Here is a 23,321-nt window from a genome sequence, read left to right on the forward strand (position 1 = left end):
ACGGTGCCAGACGCGAACGGGGCAGGGGCGGCGTGGCGCGCATCAGCGCGGAGTGAAGCGGACGAAGACGATGCGGCGGCCGACCTCCCTGAAATCCGCCTCGGAGCCGTCGACCAGGAAGCCCATGAACCGGGTGAGCCGCCTGGCCACCCTCGGGGAACGCCTGGCGTAGGCCGCCATCAGCTCGGCGCCCTCCTCAGGGCCGAGCGGGCGCGCGGTCATGGGCATGGCGCGGCTGCCCACCTGGACGGTGACCTCCGGCGTGGCCAGGATGTTGCGGAACCAGTCGGAGCGCCTGCCGTACCCCGAAGGACCGACGTAGCCGCCGTCGCGGGGATCGTGGGCGATCGCCTCGATGACGACCTGGCGCGGTCTGCCGGAGATCCGGCCGGTGTGGGTCAGGAGCATGAACCGCCCGGCCAGCAGCCACCCCAGGCGGAGGCGGTAGAGGTGGACGGGCACCCTGAACAGCAGCCGGCGGATGCCGGACGGCGGCGGCGGTGTGGCGATGACCTCCATGCTCACCCCGCGGCAAGGATGCTGCCCGCGCCGAACCGGCGGCGCAGGACGGGGGCGAAGACCTTGCGCGCCAGCAGTCGCATGACCAGGTTTTGCGTGCTCGTCCCGAGCCTGGTCGAAGGGATCAGCGTGCGGGCGACCGCGCGGGCGTTGCGCTGGCGGTGGGCCACCTCGGGCAGCATCCGCCGCTCGTACTCGGCGAAGGCCGCGCGGTGGTCGCCGAGGTGCCGGTGCAGCGCCTTTGCGAGCAGGTAGGCGCCGCCCATCGCCATCGAGACGCCCTGGGCCGACACCAGCGTCATGCAGCCGCAGGCGTCGCCGACGAGGGCGACTCTGCCGTGGTGCCAGCCGGGCATGACGATCTGCGTCATGCTGTCCATGAAGATGGACGCGTCGGCGGGAGCGCCGTCAAGGAGCCGGGGGGTGATCCACCCCATCCCCGCGAACTCCTTCCTCAGCCTGGCGAGCCTGGCCGCACGCGGGATGACGCCCTCGTCGCGCGCCTTGTAGAGGAACAGCGCGATCATCTCGCCGGGCCGGTCGGTGCGGTAGACCACCACCTGGCGGCCCTGGCTGGTGTAGTGGAATCTGGTCGGGCCCAGCTCGTGGTCGTCGGGCAGCGGGAAGCAGGCCAGGTGGTAGCCGAGGTGGCGCGCGTAGTCGCGCTCGGGCCCGAAGACCAGCCGCCTGGTGGCGGAGTGCACGCCGTCGGCGCCGATCAGCAGGTCGAAGTCCTCCTCGCGGCCGTCGGCGAACGTGACGGCGACGCCGTCGTCGCTCTGCCGTACCTCGGTGATCGTCTGCTGGTGGCGGATCTCCACGTTGCCGTTGACCGTGCCGGCCAGCGCCTGCTCGAGGGTGCCGTGCATGACGGGCAGCGAGGGACCCTCGACGACCTCCTCCACGAGCCGGCGCTCCAGCCGGGCCCGCACCCGTCCCGCCTCGTTGACGAAGGCGACGGAGTCGGCGGGGATCCTGCCCTGCTCCAGCCGCTGGACCAGGCCCATGCGCTCGGCGATGTCGTAGCCGGTGCCGAAGAAGTCGATGCCGTAACCGCCGACCTGCCCTTCGGGTGACCGCTCGACGACCACGGGTGTGAATCCGCGGTGGTGCAGCCAGTACGCCAGGGTCAGTCCCGCCACGCCGCCACCGGAGATCAGGATCCTCATTCCGCCCCTCCTTCGAGCTGGTCGACGAGATCGGTCAGGGCCGCCACCGCCTCCCGTGCGGGCAGCTCGGGATCGAGCAGCCGGTGCAGCACCAGCCCGTCCAGCAGGGCGGTGATCAGTGTGGCCGCGCCCAGGCACCGGCTCGGGGGCCACTGAGGGTGCAGAGCGCGCAGCCACTCGGCGATGCGGCCGCGCGCGACGCGGAGCTGATCGCGCAGGACCTCGCCGATCTCCGGGGTGCGCAACGCCCCCGCCACCAGCTCCACCGACAGGCGGGTGATGTGGTCGTCCCCTGCCGCCACCGGCAGCAGGCTGCGCAGGCTCTCGACGCCCGCGCGCTCGTCGGTCGTGGCGAGGAGCTGGGCCAGCAGCGGCTCGATCACCATCTCGCCGGCCCGCCGCGCGATCGCGACATGGAGTTCCTTCAGGCCGCCGAAGTGGTAATGGATCAGCCCCAGGTTCGTGTCGGCGCGCTCGGCCACCGCTCGGGTGGTGACGGCGGGCCAGCCGCTCTCGCTCAGCAGAGCAAGCCCGGCCTCTATCAGCCGCTCCCGCCGCTGCTCTCCTCTGTCCATACTTGGTCGATCGACTAAATTAGTCACTCGACCAAGTTAGCACCCGCCTCAGCCCGTGCGCAGCCCCTTGACGACAGCGACCGCCTGATCCAGCAGTTCGGCGGGGCAGCCCCAGTAGTCGTAGATGCCGCCACGGGCCTTGTTGCTCCCGCAGATGACGAACACCCCCGTCCCCAGGCTCGCCTTGAGATGGCTGGCCAGCCAGCCCACGAACCCGCTGTTGTCCACCTCGGCGGGGAAATGGAAGGAGAAGATCCCGAACCGCTCGACGCCTTCGCCCTCGCCGGTGAGCGGGACCAGGCGGCTCCAGCTGTCCTCGTCGCGGACCACGGCCAGCGTGTCGCCGGTGAGCGGAGGCGGCTGGTCGGCGGGGGACTCCTCGAAGAACCAGACGCCGTCGTGCACGACGAGCTCGGCCTGGGCGATCACCCCGCGCAGGCGCTCCTCGGTCTGCTCGGGCGTCTCCATGCTGACACTGACCATCGGCGGTCCCTCCTCATCGGTTCGTGCGCTCTCCCCTGCGTCAAGCCCCGGACCCCGGTGGTTGTTCCTGCCTTACGAGAAGGGGGTGATCCCCGCCAGCAGCTCCAGTTGCTCGAGCTGGGTGCCGAGCGTCGGAGCCGTCGTAGAGCCGCCCCCTGCGCTCCAGCGCCGAAGGGCTCGCGCCGTCCAGCCAGATGGGCGGCCCGCCGGGCCGGAAGGACGGCGTCGACCCGGGCAGCTCGTCGAAGCGCAGCACCTTGCCGTGGAAGGCCCGCTCGCCGGCTAGGGATCGACCGGCTGAAGCGGAACGGGCGTGCCGTTCTTCGCGGGCATCGGCACGCCCACCTTGATCTCGCCCACACACGCGCTGCTCCCGCCGAGCGCGCGGATGCCGAGCTCAGTGGCCTCGCCGACGACGGTGGCGAACGTCCAGCCGAAGTCCTTGCCCGCCTCGACGTGGACCTCGGCGCTCCCAAGGCGTACGGCGAGGCGCGCAGGGGCGGGGTTCAGGTATCCCACCTGCACGGTCCACTCGCCCTTCGGCAGCGACAGCGGAAGGCGTAAGCGCACTTCCCCGGCTCCGACCTTCCGGCACGCGGTCGGCCGCGGGATCGTCAGGCCCTCGATGTTCACCGGGCGCAGCCGGCCATTGTCGTCGAAGGCCAGCACGTTTCGTACCGGTCCGTTCAGCCGTCTCGCCCAGGCCGTTCCCTGCGGCGCGATCGGGCCGAGCACGCGCGAGGCGAGCGCGTAGTCGTAGAAGAAGATCGGGTAGACCACCTTGGCGGGCACGTGCCGGTCGAGGATGACCGCGTCGCCCGGCGCCCGCTTCAGCGCCAGCCTGGCGGTCTCGATGTAGCTTTTCGCGGGCTCGCCGAGTGGCCTTCGCGCGTAGGCGGCGACCGACCAGACGGAGCCGGCCACGAACGCGCACGCCAGCGCCGCGGCCGCGACCTTGGCGAGCGTCGGCGGGCGCCGCCGCCATGGCCGCTCCTCGCCGGCCAGGGGGATGAACGCCAGCCCGATGACGATGGCGAGCACGCACGCGCTGGGGGCGACGTAGCGCAACTCGAAGCCGCCGAGGTCGGGTCCCATCTGCTGGATCCGGCCGATCATCACGGGCACGACGTCGGCCAGCGCGACGTAGGCCAGGAGGGTCAGCCACGCCAGCCAGGCTCGCCGCCGGTAGAACGCGGAGACCAGCACCACCACGGCCGCCACTGCCACGCCGACCCAGACCAGCGCCCCCAGCGGGGCGGCGATCGCGTAGTCGTCGCCGATGGGCTGCCATCGCCACGGGCCGCCGAGTGAGGTCGGCACCAGCGAGCCGGACAGCAGGTTCCAGGCGAAGCGCGCCGCGAGCGCGGCGTCGGGCAGCGTCGGCCGCACGGTGTCGTTGGTCAGCTGCACGGAGGTGAACAGCTGACGGAAGAAGATCGCCGAGTAGGCGGCGAGGACGCCCGCGTAGAGTAGCCAGGCCCGCCACTGCTGTCTGCGGAACCCCAGCCACGCGGTGAGCACGAAAGCGAGCACCAGGATGAACGGCGCCTTCACGTAGAAGGTCATCGCGAACACCGCCCAGGCCGCGGCGGCCACGGCGTGCCGGTAGCGGCCGGTCCTGACGAACAGGACGTGCGAACTCAACGCCATCGGCAGCGCTATCTGGAACGGCAGCATCTCGATGGCCACCGCCCACCACGACAACGCCGAGATCGTCATCGGCGTGATCAGGTAGAACCCGAGCGGCACCAGGATCGCGGGCCGCGAGCCGAACAGCAGTCGGAGGAACCGCAGCAGAGCCAGGCCCGCCGCGCCCTGGAGCCCGATGACGATCACGTGGGCCAGCACGTCGTTGTAGACGCCCAGCCGTCCCATCGCCCACTGGATCGCGAACGGGCCCGGCATCAGGTGGCCGTAGTCGACCCGCATCAGGTAGTCCCAGGTCAGGTCGTTGTCCAGGCCCCTGGCGATGAACGTGAAGTCGTCCTGCCTGAAGTATGTCCGCCGGACCAGGTCGAACTTCCAGACGAGCTGAGCGGCGATCATCGCCAGCGCGGCGCCCACCACGACGTCGCCGCGGAGCCAATGTCTCCACTCGGCCACCACGCTCTTCTCGGTCACCGCCGCCACTGCGCGCCCCCTTGATCCAAGCGAACATTAACCACGCGCCGCGCGGCGGCCAACCCCGCACCGCGAAGTGCCCGGTCGGGACCGGTGGTCTGGTTGTGGTGTCATATCGGGATGCACCGCTCGCTGCTTCCCGCACTGCTCGGGCTCGCGCTCGGTGCGCTCGCGCTCGGGCCGGCCCTGGGCTGGGGTTTCGTGCTGGTGCAGGACATGGTGTTCGTGCCGGACCCGGCGTTCTCCAGGTTCATGTTCGGGTTGTCGGGTGGGGCGCCGCGGGTGGTGCCGAGCGACGCGGTCGTCACCGCGCTGGCGCAGGTGCTTCCCGCCGAGCTGGTGCAGAAAGCGATCCTGCTGGCGATCTTCGTGCTGGGCTGCTCCGGCGCGGCCCGCCTCGTGCCGTCGGAGTCGGTGGTGCCGCGCCTGGTGGCGGGCGCCTGCTACGTCTGGAACCCGTACGTCGCCGAGCGCCTGCTGATGGGGCAGTGGGCGCTGCTGCTCGGATACGCGGGCCTGCCGTGGGTGGTGCGTGCCGCCTGCGGCCGGCGCCTCGCGCTCGCTCTGGTGCCCGCCGCCGTGGGGGGCTTCGCCGCGATGTCGATCTCCGCGCTGACGGTCCTGCCCGTCGCCGCGCGGTGCCGCAGGTGGGTGCGCGCGGGGGCGCTTGTCCTGCTGTTCAGCCTGCCGTGGCTGATACTCGCGGTGGTGCGGCCGAGGGTGCTCGCCGGTGATCCGGTGGGAGTGGACGCGTTCGCCGCCAGAGCGGACGGGCCGTTCGGGGTCGTGGGGAGCCTGCTGTCTCTTGGCGGGGTATGGAACGCCAACGCGGTCCCGGCGGGCTACGACACCTGGCTGGGCGCGGTGGCCAGGCTCTCCTTGGCCTTGGCGGGCATCGCCGGATTCTGTCTCGCCACGCCGCCCTCCGACGCGGCGAGAGAGGGGGTGGCGTTGAGGAGGGGGCTGGGGGTCGCGGCCGTCGCCGGGTTCGTGATCGCCTGCCTCGGGGCGTTCCAGCCGGGGCGCGACCTGCTCAGGTGGTTGGTCGGGGTCTGGGGCGGGTTCGCCGTCCTGCGTGACGCGCAGCAGTTCGTCGCGCCGCTCGCGCTGCTCGTCGCCGTCGGCCTCGGTCAGCTGACCGCCAGGGTCACGGCGAGATGGGCGGGACTCATGGTGGTGGCGCCGCTGGCCGCGCTGCCGACGCTGACGTGGGGCGCGCTGGACGCCGTGCCGTACCCGAGGGGCTGGACGGAGGCGCGGGCGATCATCCAGCAGGACCGGGAGCCGGGGGACGTGCTGGTGCTGCCGTTCGAGTCGTATCGCAGGTTCTCCTGGAACGGGGGGCGCGCGGTGCTCGATCCCGCGCAGCGGTTCTTCGCCACGCCGGGCCGGGAGGTGGTCGCCGACGACTCCGTGCGGGTCGGCTCGATGGTGGTCGCCGCGGAAGATCCCCGCGCGGAACAAGTAGAACGCGTACTAGAAAGGTCTTCCGAAAGCCTTGCTACAGCGGGGTTTCGGTTCGTCGTCGTCGACGCCGGAACCCCGGAGGAGTGGGCCCGTTTCGCCGTCCGACTGGGTGCTGCCCGCCTCCTTCTTGACCGGCCCGAGCTGCGGCTGTACCGATTCGAGGGTCCGGTGGGGCCGGTTGCGTCACAGTAAGTCACCCGATCAGTGGATTTATTAAGATTTCGTGTAGCTACTTCCGAGTAGCAAGAATTGGTTCTAGCTTTGTGACGCCCCCCACATCCGCCCGAGGAGGAGCCCCCCGTGATCAAGATCCTCTTGGCCGCGATCATAGGCGTCGCCGTGGCCGCGCTGGTTGCGACGGTCACCACCGTCTCCCTCACCGGCGCCACTGCCACGCCCGTCAACAAGCCGCTCTACAACTACGGCGACCGGTAGCCGGCTGCCATGCCGCCCTCCCCCCAAGGGGACGAGAGGACGAGCCGAACACCACTGCTTGAGATCGTCATTCCTGCGTTCAACGAGGAAGGGCGACTCCCCGGGGGCCTCCTGCAGCTGTGCGCGAAGCTTGCCCGCATGCCGTTCCCGACCGCCGTCATCGTCGTTGACAACAACAGCACGGACTTCACATCCGAAATCGTCTGCGCCTGGCCGCAGGGCGCGGTCCCGGTCCGGCTCATCCACTGCGCCACCCCAGGCAAGGGGGCCGCGGTGCGAGCGGGATTGCTCGCGACCAAGGCGTCGCTGGTCGGGTTCTGCGACGCGGACATGGCGACCGGCCTCGACGCCCTGAACGTGGCCGTCGGCCTGCTGATCGCCGGTGAGCAGGTGGTCATCGGCTCACGTGCGCACGCCTGCTCCGACGTGGAGAACCGGCACAGCACCGCGCGCGAGCTGGGCGCCGTCGGGTTCCGCGCGCTGGCCAGGATGATCGTGCGCGGGGTGAGCGACACGCAGTGCGGCTTCAAGTTCTTCGACGGCGCGCTCGCCAGGCAGGCAGTGGCCGGGCTGCGCACGCCGGGGTTCGCCTTCGACGTCGAGCTGCTCGCCCGCTGCGTGGGGCTGGGCGCGGCGGTGCTGGAGATCCCCGTCCAGTGGCGGGACGTGCCCGGCTCGCGCTTCTCGCTGGCCAGGCACGGCGCCGGCATCCTGCTGGAGCTCGGCAGGATCTGGATACGGCTGCGGGCGGAGTCGCGCGCGGGCGCGGAGCCGGCCTGGGACCCGCTGCTCAACCCCATCGGATACCCGTGATCCCTGCGGAACTGTCAGGCCTGCGTATCGCCGTCGTCAACTGGCGTGATCCATGGCATCCCGCCGCCGGCGGCGCGGAGACGTACGCCTGGGAGATGGCCACCAGGTTCGCCTCTGCCGGCGCTCGCGTACGCTTCGTCACCGCGCGGGCGCCGGGGCAGAGACGGGCAGAGACCATCGACGGGGTACGGCTCGCGCGCATGGGCGGGACGTTCTCCGTCTACGCCCGGGTGCTGTGGTGGCTGCTGCGCAGGCGCGGCCGCTTCGACGTGGTGCTCGACTGCCAGAACGGCATCCCGTTCTTCACGCCGTGGGTGCTGCCCCGCCGTACCGGGGTCTTCTGTGTCGTGCACCATGTGCACGACCGGCAGTTCGACGTGCACCTGCCGCACTGGCTGGCCGTGCTCGGGCGCTTCCTCGAAGGGCCGGTCTCCCGGTGGACCTACCGCCGGTGCGCCAGCGTGGCCGTCTCGCCGTCGACCGTGCTGGCGATGCGGGAGCGGCTCGGCTGGACCGGTGCGATCCACATCGTGCCCAACGGCGTCTCGCTCGCCACGCGGCCACGGGAGCCGCGCAGCCCGTCGCCCCGGCTGGTCTGCGTGGGCAGGCTGGTCACGCACAAGCGGGTCGACTTGCTGCTCGACGCGGTCGGCGACCTGCGCGAGCGGTGGCCCGACCTGACCGTGGACATCATCGGCAGGGGGCCGGAGGAGGAGCGGCTGCGGGCCAGGCAGCCCGCGGGCGTCACCATGCACGGCTACCTGCGGGTGGAGGAGAAGGAGCGGCTGATCGCCTCGGCCTGGCTCCAGGTGAACGCCTCGCAGGGGGAGGGCTGGGGGCTGTGCGTGCTCGAGGCCGCCGCGCTGGGCGTCCCCACGGTGGCCTTCGACGTGGACGGGCTGCGCGACGCGGTACGGCACGGCGAGACGGGCTGGCTGCTGCACGAGGGCACGGAGCTGGCCAAGGGCATCGCCGCCGCGCTGGACGAGCTGACCGAAACCTATAGCGAAAGATGCCGGGAATGGGCTGCTGGGTTCGACTGGGACCACAGCGCCGAGCGGCTTGCCCGCCTGCTGCTCGGCCGGCCCGTGAGCTCTGGTTGGGAGGAAAGGTGAGCGAGCGGGCACGGCATCGGCTGTGGCTGGTGATCTGCTTTCTCGGCTTCGCCGTGATGTCGTTCACGACCAGGCCGGGCAGCATCATCGCGGACACCAAGATCGACCTCGCGCTGAACCCGATCGGCTTCCTCGAGCGCGCCGCCCAGCTGTGGGACCTGCAGCACTTCGGCCAGCTGCAGAACCAGGTGGCCGGCTACCTCTTCCCGATGGGACCGTTCTTCGCGCTCGGCGACGTGGTGGGCATGGCGCCCTGGGTGACCCAGCGGCTCTGGCTCACGCTGCTCTTCTGCGTGGCGTTCCTCGGTGTGGAACGGCTGGCCAGGCAGCTCGGCATCGGCACGCCGGCCACCAGGATCGTCGGCGCACTGGCCTACGCCCTGGCGCCGCGCGCGCTGTCGATCATCGGTGAGATCTCCGTCGAGTGGCTGCCCGCGGCGATGCTGCCGTGGATCCTGATCCCGCTGCTGACCGCGTTGGAGACCGGCCAGCGGGCCAGGGCCGCCATCAGGTCCGGGCTGGCCGTGGCGCTGTGCGGCGGGGTGAACGCGGTCGCCGTGCTCGCCGTCCTGGTCGCCCCGGTGATCTACATCCTCACCCGGCCCCGGCCGGTGCCCCGTTGGCGGATGCTCGGCTGGTGGGCGGCCGCGGTCTCGGTGGCCACCCTGTTCTGGTGGCTGCCGCTGCTGCTGGTCGGCCGCTACGCGTTCTCGTTCCTGCCGTACACCGAGACCTCCTCGGTCACCACGCAGGTCACCTCGCTGACGAACGTGCTGCGCGGCGCCGCCGACTGGGTCCGCTACCTGATGGTGAACGGCGTGACCACCCAGCCGGTGGGCTACACGATCGCCACCGCCACCGCGATGATCGTGGTCACCGGCGCGCTCGCCGCGCTCTGCCTGGCCGGGCTGGCCCGCCGCGACCTGCCCGCGAAGGGCTTCCTGATCGTGCTGTTCCTGGTGGGCACGGCCGCGATGACGGCCGGGCACATGAGCGCCCTTGAGCCGGTCGTGGCCGAGCCCGTGCGATGGCTGCTCGACGGCCCGCTCGCGCCGCTGCGCAACCTGCGCAAGTTCGACCCCCTGGTACGGCTGCCGCTCGCGCTCGGGCTGGCCCACCTGCTGACCACGGTGCGCCTGCCCCGGCCCAGGCTGGCGCTGCGCTCGGTGACCCTGGTGGCGTTCGCCGCGCTCGTGCTGCCCGCCTTCGACCAGGGACTGGCCGCGCCCGGCGAGTTCAAGGAGGTGCCGGCCTACTGGCACGAGGCGGCCACCTGGCTGAACGAGAACGCCGGCGACGACGGCGTGCTGGTCGTGCCGGGCGCCAAGTTCGGCGAGTACCTCTGGGGCAGGCCGATGGACGACCCCATGCAGCCGATGTTCACCGCGCGCTGGACCACCCGGCAGGTGACCGCCGCAGGCTCGGTCGGCCTGAGCCGGCTGCTCGACGCGATCGACCAGCGGCTCGCCGCGGGACACGGCTCGCAAGGGCTGACCGAGGTGCTGCGCAGGATGGGCGTGCGCTACCTGGTCGTCCGCAACGACCTCATCAGGGCGAACCTGGAGGGCGCATGGCCGGCCCGGATCTACGAGGCGCTGCGCGAGTCGCCGGGCATCACCAAGCTGCGGTCGTTTGGCGGCGAGGTGGGCGACGGCTTCACCGACGACGTGATCGACTCGGTGGACTGGCCCTTCCCCGCCCTGGAGCTCTACGAGGTGACGGGCAACGCGCCGATGGTCGGGGTGCAGTCGGCGGGCGACGCGCTGCGGGTCACCGGCGGCCCCGACTCCCTGCTCACCATGGGCGACCTCGGCCTGCTCGGCGAGGGGCCGGTGCTGGTGAACGGCGACGCAGGCCGGCGCGAGGCCCCGGCCGTAGTGACCGACGCGCTCCGGCTGCGCGAGAGGAACTTCGGCGAGCTCAGATCCAACTGGACGCAGACCTTGACCGCGGACAGGCGCGAGGACTTCACCGGCGTCAGAGCCCTGGACCTGCTCGAGGACGGCTGGCTGGACAATACGGCCACCGCCGAGTACGACGGCGTCTCCGCGGTCACCGCCTCCTCCTCCGTCGCGGACGCCGACGCCGTGCCCGGCCTCAGCGCCACCGGCCGCAGCCCCTGGGCGGCCATCGACGGCGACTACGAGACGAACTGGGAAAGCGGCGGCTGGACCAGCCCGGTAGGCGAGTGGCTCCGCGTCGACCTGCCCAGCCCGCGCGTGATCCCCGGGCTCAAGGTGACGTTCACCGACAACGTGCTGCTCGGCCAGTCGCCCCGGCGGGTGGCCGTGGAGACCGAGGCCGGGCGGCTGGTGCAGGACGTGCAGCAGACGGACGAGCCGCAGTCGCTGCGCGTGCCCGCCGGGGCCACCACCTGGGTGCGCATCAAGATCGTGGCGACGGTGAGCCCTACCTGGAGTTTCGTCCAGCGGGTCGGCATCACCGAGATCACCATCCCGGGGGTTCTGCCTGGCCGTACGATCAAGCTCCCCGACGAGCGCGGCGACGCGTACGTCATGGACCGTGGCCTGGACGGGCGCCCGCAGTGCATGCGCAACCAGGCGCGCTGGATCTGCAACCCGCTGCTGGCCAGGCCGGGTGAGGAGGGCGCGAGCTTCGACCGCACCTTCACCGCCGGGGCGGCCAAGAAGGCGGAGGTGCGCGGATCGGCCGTGCTGCGCGACTCCGCGCTCGTCGACCGCTACACGCGGCTCACCGGCGACCTGCCGGCCGTCACCGGCTCATCCCAGGTGGCGAAGGACCCGGTCGCCGCGCCCAGGTCGGCCTTCGACGCCGACGCCTCCACCACCTGGATCGCCTCCCCGAGCGATCCCGAGCCCACGCTCACGCTCGACTGGAAGCGTCCGCACCGCGTGTCCCAGATTCAGATCGCCCGGCCGGGTGGCGACAAGCAGCCGCTCGACGTGATCGTGACCGGCGACAAGGGAGCGACCCGAGGCAGCAGGGTCGAGACGGACGGCCGCTTCACCTTCGCGCCGATGACCACGCGCACGCTCAAGATCCGCTTTTTTCCAGCGTCGCGGCGGCTGCAGGTCACCGAGCTGATCATTCCCGGCATCGCCCCCGCGAGCCGCCCGGAGGGCATCCCGTTTCGGCTGCCCTGCGGGCAGGGGCCACGGTTGCACATGAACGGCACCACCGTCGAGACCCGCGTCACCGGCACCTACGCCGATCTGCTCGAGCAGCGGCCCGTCCGGTTCACCGGCTGCGCCAAGGCGCCCGTCGCCGCGGGGAACAACCGGGTCAGGGCCGCAGGGTGGGAGCCGTTCGCGGTCTCGAACCTCGTGGTCGGCGCGCTCCCACCCACACTGCCGCAGGAGGCGGGCTCGGCCGTGGCGGGCGCCTGGACGGCGTCCACGCGTGAGGTGCAGGTCAGCGCGCCCAACGACTCCTTCCTCGTCGTCAACGAGAACTTCAACGAGGGCTGGCGGGCCACCGTGAACGGGCGGACGCTGACCCCCGTCCGCCTCGACGGCTGGAAGCAGGGCTGGGACCTGCCCGCGGGCACGGCCGGCACCGTGCGCTTGGAGTACGTGCCCGACCGGCCCTACTGGCTGGCGCTCGCCCTCGGACTGGCCGGCATCGGCCTGCTCGGGCTGCTCAGCCTGATGCTGCGCGGCCCACGTCCCGATGACGTGCGGCAGGCCGTGCCGGCCGACGGCGCACGCCTGTCCCGGTGGCGCGTGCCGTACGTGATCGTGCTCGGGCTCGGCTTCGGCGGCTGGACGGCGAGTTGGCCTGGCATGCTCGCGACGCTCGCCGCCATCGTGATCGTCCTCTGGGCACGCATACGGCGGGCACGGGCGCTTGCCTCGCCGTGGACCGCCGCCTGGCTGTTCGGCGCGTCGGCGGTGTCCATGGCCGTGGGGCGGGCGCTCGATGCCGGGTGGCTGACCGATCAGGTGCCGCAGTTGGTCGCCTGCGCGGCGATGGGCGCGCTGTTCGGGCAGCTGGTCACGGACCCGGAGGGACCGGCTGCGCCACAGGAGCCTCAGGCAGCGGAGCAGCAGGTGCTGACCGGCGCCAGCTGAGCCGCTGCGCGCTTTCCTCGATGAGGTGGTAGCCGGCCGCGCTCACCAGGATCGTGCCGACGAAGGTGAAGAGGGCGACCTGCGCGAAGTTGCCCGCGAACGGGGCACTGCCGGTGACCTTGTAGAAGAGCGTGATTACCGGGGCGTGCCAGAGGAACACGCTGTAGGAGATGCGGCCGAGGTAGGCGGAGACCGGGTTGCCGAGCACCCGGTACCTTGGCGTGTCGTGCCGGGGCGCGAGCGCGAACGGCGCGACGAGCAGCACGGCCACCGTCGCCTCCAGCACCATCCGCCACAGCGACTGAGACATGGTCGGCAGCACCAGCGTGCGCGGCCCGGCCAGCTCGGTGCTCAGCACCGCGTAGAGCAGCACCGCCAGGACCAGCAGCTGGGGGGCCAGCGCGTCGACCACCTGCGACTGCCTCATCCAGACGGACACCACCGCCATCGCCATGCCGGCGCCGAAGAAGATCAGGTGGTATGGCAGCCACAGGGCCAGTTGTGGCTGGTCGTAGACGTGGCTCAGCACGACCGTGGCGATCGAGACCGCCGGCAGCACGGCGATGCCCGCCAGCAGCCTGACCGGCCGGTTGCCGCCGCGCGCACAGCGGCCGAGCAGCCAGGCGAGCACGGGCAGCGCCACGTAGAACGCCATCTCGATGGGCATCGTCCACATCTGGTACAGGCCGTCGGGTGCGCGGGTCTGCTCGGTGTAGTTCTGCAGCAGCAGCAGCGATTTCGCCCAGCCGTAGACGTCGAGCGAGCTCCACGCCCACAGCGCGAACGCCGTGACCACCCAGTAGGCGGGCATGACCCGCAGCACGCGCCGCCACAGGTACCTCCCGGCCTTCGGCGCCTCGGTGCCCTCGATGACCGCCTTGGCCCACGGCCGGTAGAGCAGCAGCCCGGACAGCAGAAAGAAGATCGGTACGGCGATGCCCAGCCGGCTCGCCATCCAGGCGAACATGCCGTCGCGGTAGATCACGCCGGTGTTGCCGCCCACGTGCAGCAGCCACACGCCGAGCGCGGCCAGCCCGCGGATGCCGTCGAGGGCGGAGTCCCTGTTCTTCACTTGCGTTTCCTGAGCACGAGCACCAGGTTCCACGTGGCGAACTCCCTGACGATCGGGATCTTCAGCATCGGGCGGTACCACCACGGCAGGTAACGCGGCAGCGCGTCGACCAGCTCGACCTCGGGGTTGGTCCGCGCCCAGCGCAGGCCCGCGGCGACCGAGACCGGATAGAGGCTCTGGCCGTAGCGGTTCTTGGGCGGCTTGCCGTTCTTGTCGTGATATTTCCGTGCAGCTCGTTCGCCGCCCAGGTAGTGCCAGGGCGAGGTCTCATGCCCGCCCCAGGGCGACAGCCAGTTGGTGTAGGCCAGGAAGATCAGGCCGCCGGGCTTGGTCACCCTGACCATCTCGGAGGCCATCCGCCACGGCTCAGGCACGTGCTCGAGCACGTTGGAGGAGAAGCACACATCCACGCCGTCGTCCAGGAACGGCAGCTCGAGCGCGCTGCCCAGCAGCCCGCCGCCCGCCAGTTCACCCGCGTTGACATCGACGCAGACGCACCGGGCGCCGTGACGGCGGAACTCTGTGGCGAAGTAGCCTGGGCCGCCGCCCACGTCGAGCACGACCTTGCCGTCGAGGTCAACGTGCTCCCCGAGCTGCGCGGCCGTGTCGGTGGCCAGTGTCGTGTAGTAGGCCCGCTGGTCGGCCTGCTCCGACCGGAACGCGCGGAACAACCTGATCGACCGCGCCAGGTCCGCACGCATAGGCATTTTCTCCGCTTCCATAGGCGAACCCACGATAGAACCTGTTTCTATCGATTTGATTGCGGCTCCATACCGGCCAGTGACGCATGTCACTCATTGTCATACTTTGATGCCGGATGCTTGGACATTACATAACAGGTTCTAGACCGCGGAGGCCTTGAATGGGTCGCATCTCCACGCTCGTTCTCATCGGGGTCGGAGCGTTCTTCATCGCGCTCGCGCCGCTGATCAAATTCTGGGCGGCAGGACAGATCATCGCCGCCCCGGCGGACCAGTACGGCATCTCGCGGCTGCACGCCACGGATGCGCGGTACTTCTCCAAGCAGGACCTGAAGGTGCTCACGGCCGACCTCGACATCATCGTCACCACTCAAGGTGATGTGAAGGCGGCCGCCGAGAACCGGGTCGTGTGGAACGAGGGCACGGTGGTCAACGACATCACCAACAGGCGGCCGCAGATCGACATGTCCCAGCGGCGCAGCGCCTTCGACAAGTACACCGGTGTCGGCGTGAACTGCTGCGGCGTCAACATCCAGAAGACTCCGGTGCAGCTCGAGGGGCAGATCTACAAGTTCCCGTTCGACGTGGAGCGGAAGACCTACAAGGTGTTCAACTCCAGTGCCCAGAAGGCCTTCGACGCCAGGTTCGTCAGCGAGGACAAGGTGAACGGGCTGCCCGTCTACGTCTTCGAGCAGGAGGTGCCGCCGACCAAGGTCTCGACAATGACCGCGCCCGCCTCTGTGCTGGGCATGACGCAGACCGGCGACGTCCAGGTGGACCGGTGGTACGACGGGACGACGACGTACTGGATCGAGCCGGTCAGCGGGGCGCCCGTGCGCCAGGAGCAGGAGCGGCACGAAGTGCTCAAGACGCAGGACGGGGTGGAGCGCTCGGTCGCCTTCGTGGCCACCGCCAAGATGACGGACCAGACGGTCAAGGACCTGGTCTCCAGCGCGGAGAAGAGCAAGAGCCAGATCAACCTGCTGCGCAACAGCATCCCGTTGGTGCTGCTCATCGTCGGGGTGGCCTTCGTCCTGGCCGGCGTCCTATGGGCCCGCCGCCCGACCGCCTGACATTCAACTGCGAGGGGCCCGCGTATGCGCGGGCCCCTTTTTCCATGCCCACCGGCGGGTGTCTCGGCGCTTAGTTAGAACGTGTTCTCGGCACATGTTACCCATCAGTACCGGTGAAAGGTTATGGAGTAGAACGTGTTACAGTTTTTCGGCGTTCGGATGTCGGCACCATGAGGACCCGCGCCACGGACATGTTCGGAACCGATCTTCCAATCTTCGCCTCCAGCCGGGCCGGAGTCGTGGGTCCTCTCCTTCACCCCTGAGCTGGAAACAGACCTCAGACGACCACGTGGACGGCAAGCCGTACGGCGTGGACGTCGTCCTGCCCACCTCTTACCGGGGCGCCGAGTTCGCCCCTGAGGAACCGGTCGGCCGGCGGCTCCAGGCGACGTCACGTCAGAACGCGGCGTTCTCGTGGAATTCCGGGCAGCGCATGGGACGTCCTGCGCACCATGCGGGGCGGCGAGCTGAGGAGGAACCATGTCCTCCGGCTCATGTCCCCGCGGTCGATGACGCGCAGGCTCCAGGCGCGAGATTCCGCTTCAGAAGCCGAACTGCGCGAAGGGGTGCCCCTCCCCGATCGCCCTGATGGCCGCCCCGGGATAGTCGACCGTGCCGTCGGGCAGCCGGTCGAGCGGATGCCACTCCAGCGCGTCGCACTTACCCGGCTCGGCGTTGTACGGCTCGCCGTCCCACCGCTCGGCGCGGAAGAACAGCCCGACCCGGTCGGGAGCCCGATGCATGGCGTGGACGAAGGTCAGGTCGGCGGGGTCGATCGCCACGCCGACCTCCTCCCTGGCCTCCCTGACCGCCCCCTCGACCGCCGACTCACCGGCCTCCAGGTGGCCGGAGGGCAGGTGCCACAGGCCGTCGGCGTACCCGGTGTTCGCCCTGCGCCCGAGCAGTAGCTTCCCGTCGCGGACGAGCAGCACGTGCACGTCCACGATCGCCTTGAACCTGGCCTTCTTCACCTGGTGCGGGGCGGTCGCGCCGCGCCCGCCGAGGGCTTGCGCCCACTTGACGGCCACGGCGGCGACCTGGATCAGCTCGGCGCGCAGCCGGTCGGGATCGCTCTCGGCGAAGGCCTCCAGCACCTCCTCGTGCAGGATGTGCCGCCAGGTGATCTCCCCCGCCCGCGCGGCCCGCTCCAGCTCGGCCTTCGCGTGGTCGGCGGCGGCCGTGCGCTCGGGGCCGCCCGTGCCGTCGGCGGGATCCTGGATGCCGAACATGACGTCCTGGGCCACCCGCTCGGCGGCCACGTCGGCCAGCACCTCGGCCAGCGAGCCCGGCCGGCCGTAGTCGCCGTCGGCTCGTCCTTCACCGCCCAGCGGGAAGGACAGCTCGGACCGCCACGCCGTACCGTCGTAGGCCACGAGCATGACCTCGCCGGCGCGGGCGGTGAAGGGCAGCCCGGCGGCCAGGTCCGCTTCGATCTCGGGAAAGGCGTCGGCGGGCGCGCTGTCGGCGACCGTCAGGTGGGGGACGGCGTCGGGATACCGCCCGCCGTACGGCGGGGCCTCGGGCCAGCGCCGCCACACGGCCTCGGTGAGCGCGCGCAGCGGCCCCGCCGGCTCGGGCGCGAGGTAGAGCACCCCCGGAAAGCGGCCGGTGGTGCGGAAGGTGACGTCGAACGGGCCGAAGGCGGCGAACAGTCGCCTGAGCTCGGACTCCACCTCGGCGTCCACGCGATCGCGGCGAAGGAACGGGTAGAGCACGGTCACGTGGGCCGACACGCCGTAGGTGGCGGAGGAGTCGTAGCGTTCGCGCCAGCGCCCGACGACGGGCTCGGCCGCTGGGACGTTGACCACCAGTGCCGTGAGCCCCGCCTCGTAGTGATCCACGTGATCACCCTTCCACGTCAGGCGATCGTGCGACCGCCGTTGACGGTGATTCGCTCGCCGGTGACAACCCCGCCGACTCAGAGGCGAGGAAGGCGACCACGGCGGCCACGTCGTCAGGGGTGCCCACCCTGCGGACGGGGGTGCCGGCGAGGTCGGCGGCGCCGAGGCCGCGGGAGGCTCCGGTGACGAGGGCGACGGATGGTGTGTTCGGCACTGGCAAGACCCAATCATGACCCCTTCGGCGCTCGGCTACCCTGGGGGCCGATGAACGAGCTCCACCTGACCCGCTTCCCCGAGAATCCCCGCGACCAGCTGCGCGCGTGGGACGCCGCCGACGAGTACCTGCTCCGTCACCTCGCCGGCGACCTCCACGGCAGCGTCGTCGTGGTCGGCGACAGGTGGGGCGCGCTGGTCACCGCGCTCGCCGCCCACCGGCCCGCCCAGATCACCGACTCCTACCTCACCCAGGAAGCCACCAGGGCCAACCTGAAGCGCAACGGGATCGGCCCCGACCAGGTGCGCCTGCTGTCCACCAGGGACACCCCACCCGACCGGATCGACGTGCTGCTGGTCCGCGTGCCCAAGAGCCTCGCCCTCCTGGAGGACCAGTTGCACCGCCTGGCCCCCGCCGTACGCGAGGACACGGTCGTGGTCGGCGCGGGCATGGTCACCGAGATCCACACCTCGACGCTGCGGACCTTCGAGCGCGTCCTCGGACCGACCAGGACCTCGCTGGCCGAGCGCAAGGCCAGGCTCATCTTCTGCACCCCCGACCCCGCACTCCCCAGGACCGCGAGCCCCTGGCCGCTGAGCTACGCTCTGCCCGACGACGTCGGCGACCTGTCCCGGCGCACCGTCATCAACCACGCGGGCATCTTCTGCGCCGACCGCCTCGACATCGGCACCAGGTTCCTCCTGCGCAACCTGCCGCAGAGCAGGGGGCCCGAGCGGGTCGTGGACCTGGGCTGCGGCAACGGCGTGGTCGGGCTCGCCATGGCGCTGCGCAACCCCTCGGCCGAGGTGCTGTTCGTCGACGAGTCGTACCAGGCGGTCGCCTCCGCGGAGGCGACCTTCGCCGACAACGCCTCCTCCGCCGCCCGGTTCGTGATCGGCGACGCCCTCGCGGGTGTCGAACCGGGCTCGGCCGACCTGGTGCTGACCAACCCGCCGTTCCACAGCCAGCGCGCGACCACCGACGGCACGGCGTGGCGGATGTTCACCGGATCCCGTACGGCACTGCGCCGCGGCGGCGAGCTGTGGGTGATCGGCAACCGGCACCTCGGCTACCACGTCAAGCTGCGCAGGCTGTTCGGCAACTGCGAGGTCGTGGCCAGCGACCCGAAGTTCGTCGTGCTGCGGTCGGTCAAGCGCTGACCGGGGTGACGGGAGCGGCGAGCCGCTCCCGTCACCCCGGTTCTCGACATCGCCGCGGCACGTCCTCCAAAAGATTCGACGCACCCGGTTCGGTACCGTCGTCGCATGGAGTCCGACCAGTTCGTCAGGGTGCGCGGTGCGCGGGTGCACAATCTGCGAAGCGTCGACGTCGCCATGCCGCGCGACGCACTGGTCGCCTTCACCGGCGTCTCGGGCTCGGGCAAGTCGTCCCTCGCCTTCGGCACCCTCTACGCCGAGTCGCAGCGCCGCTACCTGGAGTCCGTCGCGCCGTACGCCAGAAGGCTGCTGCACCAGGCGGGCACGCCCGACGTCGACGACGTCACGGGCCTGCCGCCCGCGGTCGCGCTGGAGCAGCGGCGCTCGGTGCCCTCGAGCCGCTCGTCGGTCGGCACGGTCACGATGGTCTCCAACTCGCTGCGCATGCTGATGTCCAGGGCGGGCGACTACCCCGACGGCGCCGGGCGGCTCGACTCCGACGCCTTCTCGCCCAACACGGCCGCGGGCGCGTGCCCGGAGTGCCACGGTCAGGGCGTGGTGTACGAGGTTTCCGAGGACTCCCTGGTCCCGGACCCGTCGCTGACCATCAGGCAGGGCGCCATCGCCTCCTGGCCAGGCGCGTGGCAGGGCAAGAACCTGCGCGACCTGCTGGTCGTCCTCGGTCACGACATCGACGTGCCGTGGCGCGACCTGCCGGCCGACGAGCGTGCGTGGATCCTGTTCACCGACGAGCAGCCTGTGGTGACCGTTCACCCCGAACGCGATCCCGACCGGATCCAGCGCCCCTACCAGGGCAAGTACTCCAGCGCCAAGCGCCTGGTCCTGCACGCCTATGCCGACTCCAAGAGCGAGACCAGCAGGAAGCGGGCCGAGCGCTTCCTGGTCAGCGGCGCCTGCCCGCTCTGCGGCGGGCGGCGGCTGCGCCCCGAGGCGCTGGCCGTGACGTTCGCGGGACACGACATCGCCTAGCTCGCGGCCATGCCGTTGCGGGCGCTGGCCGACCTGCTCAGGCCGTACGCCGGAGAGGGCCAGGGACCTGCCGCCGTGCTCGCGCACGACCTGATCGCCAGGATCGACGTCCTGGTCGAGCTGGGCCTCGGCTACCTCAGCACCAGCCGCCCCAGCCCGACCCTGTCGGGCGGCGAGCTGCAGCGCCTGCGCCTGGGCACACAGCTGCGCTCAGGGCTGTTCGGCGTGGTCTACGTGCTCGACGAGCCGTCGGCGGGGCTGCACCCCGCCGACACCGAGGCCCTCACCTCGGTGCTGGAACGGCTGAAGCGGTCGGGAAACTCCGTCTTCCTCGTCGAGCACGATCTCGACGTGGTCAAGACGGTCCACTGGGTGGTCGACGTCGGCCCCGGCGCGGGCGTGCACGGCGGCAGGGTCCTGTTCAGCGGCCCCGTCGCCGAGCTGGAGCGGGTGGAGGAGTCCGTCACCCGCGGGTACCTGTTCCGCGAGCACGCCCCGCGCACGCGGGAGCCCCGCGTGCCGAGCGGCTGGCTCAAGCTGCGCGGCGTCACCCGCAACAACCTGAGAGACCTCGACGTCGACGTGCCGCTCGGCGTGTTCACCGCGATCACCGGCGTGTCGGGCGCGGGCAAGTCCACGCTGCTGGACGCCCTGGCCGAGACGAACGAGGCGGGCCGCGTGGTGCGGGTCAACCAGCAGCCCATCGGCCGCACCCCGCGCTCCAACCTGGCCACCTACACCGGTCTGTTCGACGTCGTCCGCAAGCTGTTCGCGACCACCGACGAGGCCGTACGGCGCGGCTACGACGCGGGGCGCTTCTCCTTCAACGTCCAGGGCGGCCGGTGCGAGACGTGCAAGGGCGAAGGCTACGTCTCGGTCGAGCTGCTGTTCCTGCCCAGCACCTACGCGCCGTGCCCCGACTGCCACGGCGCCCGCTACAACCCCGAGACCCTGGAGATCACCCACCAGGGGCTGACCATCGCCCAGGTGCTCGACCTGACCGTGGACGACGCGTTCGCGTTACTGCCCGAGGTGGCCAGGTCGCTGCGGACGCTGCGCGACGTCGGGCTCGGCTACCTGCGCCTCGGCCAGCCCGCCACCGAACTGTCGGGCGGCGAGGCCCAGCGCGTCAAGCTGGCCGCCGAGCTGCAGCGCACCGGGCGCGGCCACACCCTCTACCTGCTGGACGAGCCCACCGCTGGGCTGCACCCCGCCGACACCGAGGTGCTGATGCGCCAGCTCGGCGCGCTCGTGGACGGCGGCGGCACCGTCGTGGTGGTCGAGCACGACCTGGACGTCATCGCGCGGGCCGACCACGTCATCGACCTCGGTCCCGGCGGCGGCGAGGAGGGCGGGAAGGTGGTGGCGCAGGGCAGCCCCGCCGAGATCGCCGCCTCCGCTGCCAGCCGTACCGCCGCCTATCTCGGCCCCCGCCTCTAAGACCCCGCCGAGCGCCGCGGACAGCAGCGACCGCTCCGCCTCCGTCAACCGTCGGGTGAGGAGGGCAGTCGCGTCTTCACCTCCTCGTGCGCCTCCAGGGCGAGCCGCTCGCCCTGGTCGGTCAGCACGATCCTGCGGTCCCGCCGGTCCTGGCCGTCACGGACGCGCCTCACCGGCTCCCGCCGCTCGGCCCTGTCGACCCCCGCCTGCCGTCATCCACCCGCGGGCCCGACGGGCTCGGCTTCTGGCTGCGCGAGGCCGCGGGCACGTGGACACCTACGACTCCCGAGCGGTGAACGATCGCGCTTAGCCGCAGCTCAAGCCTTGACAAAAAAAGTTGTCGGTGGGAGGCTGAAGGCACACCGAGAAACAAGGAGCAAGAAATGCGCAAGATCGTCGCTTCGTTCTTCATCTCACTCGACGGCGTCGTGGAGTCCCCCGACAAGTGGCACTTCCCCTACTTCAGCGACGAGATGGGCGCCGCCATCGGCGCGCAGATGAGCGCGTCCGACGCGATGCTCCTGGGTCGCGTCAACTATCAGCAGTGGGCCGACTACTGGCCGACCAAGGCCGACGAGGACGACCCCTTCGCCAACTACATCAACGGCGTGCAGAAGTACGTCGTCTCCAGCACCCTCGACTCGGTCGACTGGAACAACACGACGCTCATCCCCGGCGACTCCTTCGTCGAGCGGCTGACCGAGCTGAAGCAGCAGCCTGGCGGCACCATCGCGATGAGCGGCAGCACCACCCTCGTCCGCTCGCTGCTGAAGCACGGACTGCTCGACGAGCTCAACCTGATGGTGCACCCGATCGTGGTCGGCGCCGGGCAGCGGCTGTTCGAGGACACCGACCAGATCCCGTTCAAGCTGACCTCCTCCACGACCTTCGAGACCGGCGTCCTTTCCCTCACCTACTCGACGGAGACGAAGTGACCACCAAGACCACCGCCGACAAGCTGCTCATCAAGTCGGGCACGTCCTTCTGGCTCTCGGACCCCGACCGGCGCGAGCTGGTCGGCCCGCTGCCCGACGGCGTGACCGACGCCCCTGGCCCTGCTGAGGCAGGCGTGGCCCTCGTCTTCGGCGAGGACGCCGCGGGCGTGCGCCAGGTGCTGGACAAGCACGCCGACGACATCATCAAGGCCCCAGTCGTCTGGATCGCCTACCGCAAGGCGAACAAGTCCGACATCAACCGCGACACCCTCTGGCCGATCGCCGGCGAGTACGGCCTGCGCCCCAACGGGCAGGTCGCCATCGACGAGACCTGGTCGGCCCTGCGCTTCCGCGCCCTCAAGCCGGGCGAGCCCGAGTTCGCCGGCGGCAGGTCCGCCGGCGCGTGACTCCGGCGCGAGGCCTGCTTCCAGCGGACGGGTCGTCTCCTGCGGACAGTCACTCCTCCGGTAGACGGACCACTCCTCCCGGCAGAGAGTCTCGCTTCCGGTAGACGGCCACCGCGAAAGGCCGATGGGTCGCGGTGTCGACCCGCCTGGCGACCAGCGAGACGACAGGGTCCGCGTCCGCGAACCTGTGCAGGCTCGTGGCCTCGGGCCACGGATGGACCAGGACCAGCACCTCGCCGTCCGCCAACAGCCCAGTCAACCGCTCCGACGCCCTGCGCAGCCGGTCCGCCCTGCCCACGTAGTAGAGCGTCTCCGCGCAGAACACCAGGTCGAACCCCTCCTCCAGACCATGGCTGAGGAGGTCGGCATGCACGAATTCGGCCCGACGCGCGCGCTCCCTCGCCCGGTCCAGCGCCCGCGCGGAGATGTCGATCCCCGTCACCTCCGCCTCAGGAAAGCGCCCCACCAGCACGTCGGTGAACACCCCCTCGGCGCACCCCACCTCCAGGATCCTCCGGTACGGCAGGCCCGGAACCTCGCCCAGGGTCGTCTCGTCCTTGCGCCGCTCGTAGGCGTCGGTGCCCAGCCGCCACGGATCGGGCGTGCGGTGCCACCAGTCGAAGTATCGGCGCAGGAAGACGCCCTGCCCTCGGAGGGAGAGCAAGGACATCATCCGGAAGAACGCGCGATGCAAATGCTCCGGCAGCTCCGCCATACGACCCCCCGATCGAAAGCGCTCAAG

At 70.8% G+C, this 23,321-nt stretch carries 20 protein-coding genes and 1 pseudogene; 10 read left to right on the forward strand and 11 right to left on the reverse strand.

Features of this window, described 5'->3' with window-relative positions; all coding sequences use genetic code 11:
• Positions 1-42: 42 nt before the first annotated feature.
• From AB0B45_RS14320 to AB0B45_RS14340, 5 genes are all read right to left on the reverse strand, one after another.
• Positions 43-519: a nitroreductase family deazaflavin-dependent oxidoreductase gene (locus AB0B45_RS14320; RefSeq protein ID WP_358130281.1), complete on the reverse strand. Its 477-nt coding sequence runs from the start codon at positions 517-519 to the stop codon at positions 43-45.
• Between the two features lie 2 nt (positions 520-521).
• Positions 522-1,688, reverse strand: a complete 1,167-nt coding sequence (locus tag AB0B45_RS14325) for an FAD-dependent monooxygenase (RefSeq protein WP_358129951.1) — start codon at positions 1,686-1,688, stop codon at positions 522-524.
• Entirely contained in the window at positions 1,685-2,263 is a 579-nt protein-coding gene (locus AB0B45_RS14330; protein WP_358129954.1) for a TetR family transcriptional regulator C-terminal domain-containing protein, read from the reverse strand. The genes AB0B45_RS14325 and AB0B45_RS14330 overlap by 4 nt, the downstream gene beginning before the upstream one ends.
• A gap of 48 nt (positions 2,264-2,311) precedes the next feature.
• On the reverse strand, positions 2,312-2,746 hold the full coding sequence (locus AB0B45_RS14335; protein ID WP_358129957.1) for a DUF6196 family protein: 435 nt from the start codon (positions 2,744-2,746) through the stop codon (positions 2,312-2,314).
• Positions 2,747-3,028: 282 nt separating this feature from the next.
• Positions 3,029-4,867 carry a hypothetical protein gene (locus AB0B45_RS14340; RefSeq protein WP_358129960.1) on the reverse strand — a complete coding sequence of 613 codons (1,839 nt, stop codon included), beginning with the start codon at positions 4,865-4,867 and terminating at the stop codon, positions 3,029-3,031.
• A gap of 120 nt (positions 4,868-4,987) precedes the next feature.
• Here AB0B45_RS14340 and AB0B45_RS14345 point away from each other — a divergent pair, with 120 nt between their 5' ends.
• From AB0B45_RS14345 to AB0B45_RS14365, 5 genes are all read left to right on the forward strand, one after another.
• The gene (locus tag AB0B45_RS14345) at positions 4,988-6,526 is read left to right on the forward strand and encodes a hypothetical protein (protein WP_358129963.1); all 1,539 of its coding nucleotides are present in this window, start codon (positions 4,988-4,990) and stop codon (positions 6,524-6,526) included.
• 108 nt (positions 6,527-6,634) lie between these two features.
• A complete protein-coding gene (locus AB0B45_RS14350) occupies positions 6,635-6,769 on the forward strand; it encodes a hypothetical protein (protein ID WP_358129965.1) in 135 nt (44 codons plus the stop codon).
• A 9-nt stretch (positions 6,770-6,778) separates the two neighbouring features.
• Entirely contained in the window at positions 6,779-7,582 is an 804-nt protein-coding gene (locus AB0B45_RS14355; protein ID WP_358129968.1) for a glycosyltransferase, read from the forward strand.
• On the forward strand, positions 7,579-8,697 hold the full coding sequence (locus tag AB0B45_RS14360; RefSeq protein WP_358129971.1) for a glycosyltransferase family 4 protein: 1,119 nt from the start codon (positions 7,579-7,581) through the stop codon (positions 8,695-8,697). Before AB0B45_RS14355 ends, AB0B45_RS14360 begins: the two co-directional genes overlap by 4 nt.
• Positions 8,694-12,749, forward strand: a complete 4,056-nt coding sequence (locus tag AB0B45_RS14365; RefSeq protein WP_358129974.1) for an alpha-(1->3)-arabinofuranosyltransferase family protein — start codon at positions 8,694-8,696, stop codon at positions 12,747-12,749. Before AB0B45_RS14360 ends, AB0B45_RS14365 begins: the two co-directional genes overlap by 4 nt.
• On the opposite strand, the gene AB0B45_RS14370 is transcribed toward AB0B45_RS14365, so the two are convergent.
• Positions 12,673-13,821 (reverse strand): acyltransferase, encoded by a 1,149-nt coding sequence (locus AB0B45_RS14370; RefSeq protein ID WP_358129977.1) that lies wholly within the window; start codon positions 13,819-13,821, stop codon positions 12,673-12,675. The two genes, AB0B45_RS14365 and AB0B45_RS14370, sit on opposite strands and share 77 nt — an antisense overlap.
• Positions 13,818-14,528, reverse strand: coding sequence for a class I SAM-dependent methyltransferase (locus AB0B45_RS14375; RefSeq protein ID WP_358129979.1), 711 nt, complete (start codon positions 14,526-14,528; stop codon positions 13,818-13,820). The genes AB0B45_RS14370 and AB0B45_RS14375 overlap by 4 nt, the downstream gene beginning before the upstream one ends.
• Before the next feature lie 155 nt (positions 14,529-14,683).
• Between AB0B45_RS14375 and AB0B45_RS14380 the strand changes: the two genes are divergently transcribed.
• Positions 14,684-15,595, forward strand: coding sequence for a DUF3068 domain-containing protein (locus AB0B45_RS14380; RefSeq protein WP_358129982.1), 912 nt, complete (start codon positions 14,684-14,686; stop codon positions 15,593-15,595).
• A gap of 542 nt (positions 15,596-16,137) precedes the next feature.
• On the opposite strand, the gene AB0B45_RS14385 is transcribed toward AB0B45_RS14380, so the two are convergent.
• Together AB0B45_RS14385 and AB0B45_RS14390 are read right to left on the reverse strand one after the other, a co-directional pair.
• Positions 16,138-17,436 carry a 2'-5' RNA ligase family protein gene (locus AB0B45_RS14385; protein ID WP_358129985.1) on the reverse strand — a complete coding sequence of 433 codons (1,299 nt, stop codon included), beginning with the start codon at positions 17,434-17,436 and terminating at the stop codon, positions 16,138-16,140.
• 4 nt (positions 17,437-17,440) lie between these two features.
• Positions 17,441-17,656, reverse strand: a complete 216-nt coding sequence (locus AB0B45_RS14390) for a hypothetical protein (protein ID WP_358129988.1) — start codon at positions 17,654-17,656, stop codon at positions 17,441-17,443.
• A gap of 44 nt (positions 17,657-17,700) precedes the next feature.
• Here AB0B45_RS14390 and AB0B45_RS14395 point away from each other — a divergent pair, with 44 nt between their 5' ends.
• Both AB0B45_RS14395 and AB0B45_RS14400 read left to right on the forward strand, forming a co-directional pair.
• Positions 17,701-18,810, forward strand: a complete 1,110-nt coding sequence (locus tag AB0B45_RS14395) for a methyltransferase (RefSeq protein ID WP_358129991.1) — start codon at positions 17,701-17,703, stop codon at positions 18,808-18,810.
• Between the two features lie 105 nt (positions 18,811-18,915).
• A pseudogene (locus AB0B45_RS14400) lies at positions 18,916-21,237 on the forward strand (excinuclease ABC subunit UvrA).
• A gap of 44 nt (positions 21,238-21,281) precedes the next feature.
• On the opposite strand, the gene AB0B45_RS14405 reads toward AB0B45_RS14400, so the two are convergent.
• Positions 21,282-21,410 carry a hypothetical protein gene (locus tag AB0B45_RS14405; protein WP_358129994.1) on the reverse strand — a complete coding sequence of 43 codons (129 nt, stop codon included), beginning with the start codon at positions 21,408-21,410 and terminating at the stop codon, positions 21,282-21,284.
• 210 nt (positions 21,411-21,620) lie between these two features.
• On the opposite strand from AB0B45_RS14405, the gene AB0B45_RS14410 reads away from it, so the two are divergent.
• Positions 21,621-22,172 carry a dihydrofolate reductase family protein gene (locus tag AB0B45_RS14410; RefSeq protein WP_358129997.1) on the forward strand — a complete coding sequence of 184 codons (552 nt, stop codon included), beginning with the start codon at positions 21,621-21,623 and terminating at the stop codon, positions 22,170-22,172.
• Positions 22,169-22,579 (forward strand): hypothetical protein, encoded by a 411-nt coding sequence (locus AB0B45_RS14415; RefSeq protein ID WP_358130000.1) that lies wholly within the window; start codon positions 22,169-22,171, stop codon positions 22,577-22,579. The genes AB0B45_RS14410 and AB0B45_RS14415 overlap by 4 nt, the downstream gene beginning before the upstream one ends.
• A gap of 49 nt (positions 22,580-22,628) precedes the next feature.
• Here AB0B45_RS14415 and AB0B45_RS14420 read toward each other — a convergent pair whose 3' ends face one another.
• Positions 22,629-23,294 carry a class I SAM-dependent methyltransferase gene (locus AB0B45_RS14420; protein WP_358130003.1) on the reverse strand — a complete coding sequence of 222 codons (666 nt, stop codon included), beginning with the start codon at positions 23,292-23,294 and terminating at the stop codon, positions 22,629-22,631.
• Positions 23,295-23,321 lie beyond the last annotated feature (27 nt).

This window comes from Nonomuraea sp. NPDC049152 (genome assembly GCF_040648355.1).
Lineage (GTDB): Bacteria > Actinomycetota > Actinomycetes > Streptosporangiales > Streptosporangiaceae > Nonomuraea.

What these genes read in the sequence shown, in the direction of transcription:
- AB0B45_RS14335 (WP_358129957.1), bottom strand. Translation starts at nt 2,746, where the DNA reads ATGGTCAGTGTCAGCATGGAGACGCCCGAGCAGACCGAGGAGCGCCTG.
- AB0B45_RS14375 (WP_358129979.1), bottom strand. Translation starts at nt 14,528, where the DNA reads ATGCCTATGCGTGCGGACCTGGCGCGGTCGATCAGGTTGTTCCGCGCG.
- AB0B45_RS14325 (WP_358129951.1), bottom strand. Translation starts at nt 1,688, where the DNA reads ATGAGGATCCTGATCTCCGGTGGCGGCGTGGCGGGACTGACCCTGGCG.
- AB0B45_RS14320 (WP_358130281.1), bottom strand. Translation starts at nt 519, where the DNA reads ATGGAGGTCATCGCCACACCGCCGCCGCCGTCCGGCATCCGCCGGCTG.
- AB0B45_RS14380 (WP_358129982.1), top strand. Translation starts at nt 14,684, where the DNA reads ATGGGTCGCATCTCCACGCTCGTTCTCATCGGGGTCGGAGCGTTCTTC.
- AB0B45_RS14330 (WP_358129954.1), bottom strand. Translation starts at nt 2,263, where the DNA reads ATGGACAGAGGAGAGCAGCGGCGGGAGCGGCTGATAGAGGCCGGGCTT.
- AB0B45_RS14420 (WP_358130003.1), bottom strand. Translation starts at nt 23,294, where the DNA reads ATGGCGGAGCTGCCGGAGCATTTGCATCGCGCGTTCTTCCGGATGATG.
- AB0B45_RS14395 (WP_358129991.1), top strand. Translation starts at nt 17,701, where the DNA reads ATGAACGAGCTCCACCTGACCCGCTTCCCCGAGAATCCCCGCGACCAG.
- AB0B45_RS14355 (WP_358129968.1), top strand. Translation starts at nt 6,779, where the DNA reads ATGCCGCCCTCCCCCCAAGGGGACGAGAGGACGAGCCGAACACCACTG.
- AB0B45_RS14345 (WP_358129963.1), top strand. Translation starts at nt 4,988, where the DNA reads ATGCACCGCTCGCTGCTTCCCGCACTGCTCGGGCTCGCGCTCGGTGCG.
- AB0B45_RS14410 (WP_358129997.1), top strand. Translation starts at nt 21,621, where the DNA reads ATGCGCAAGATCGTCGCTTCGTTCTTCATCTCACTCGACGGCGTCGTG.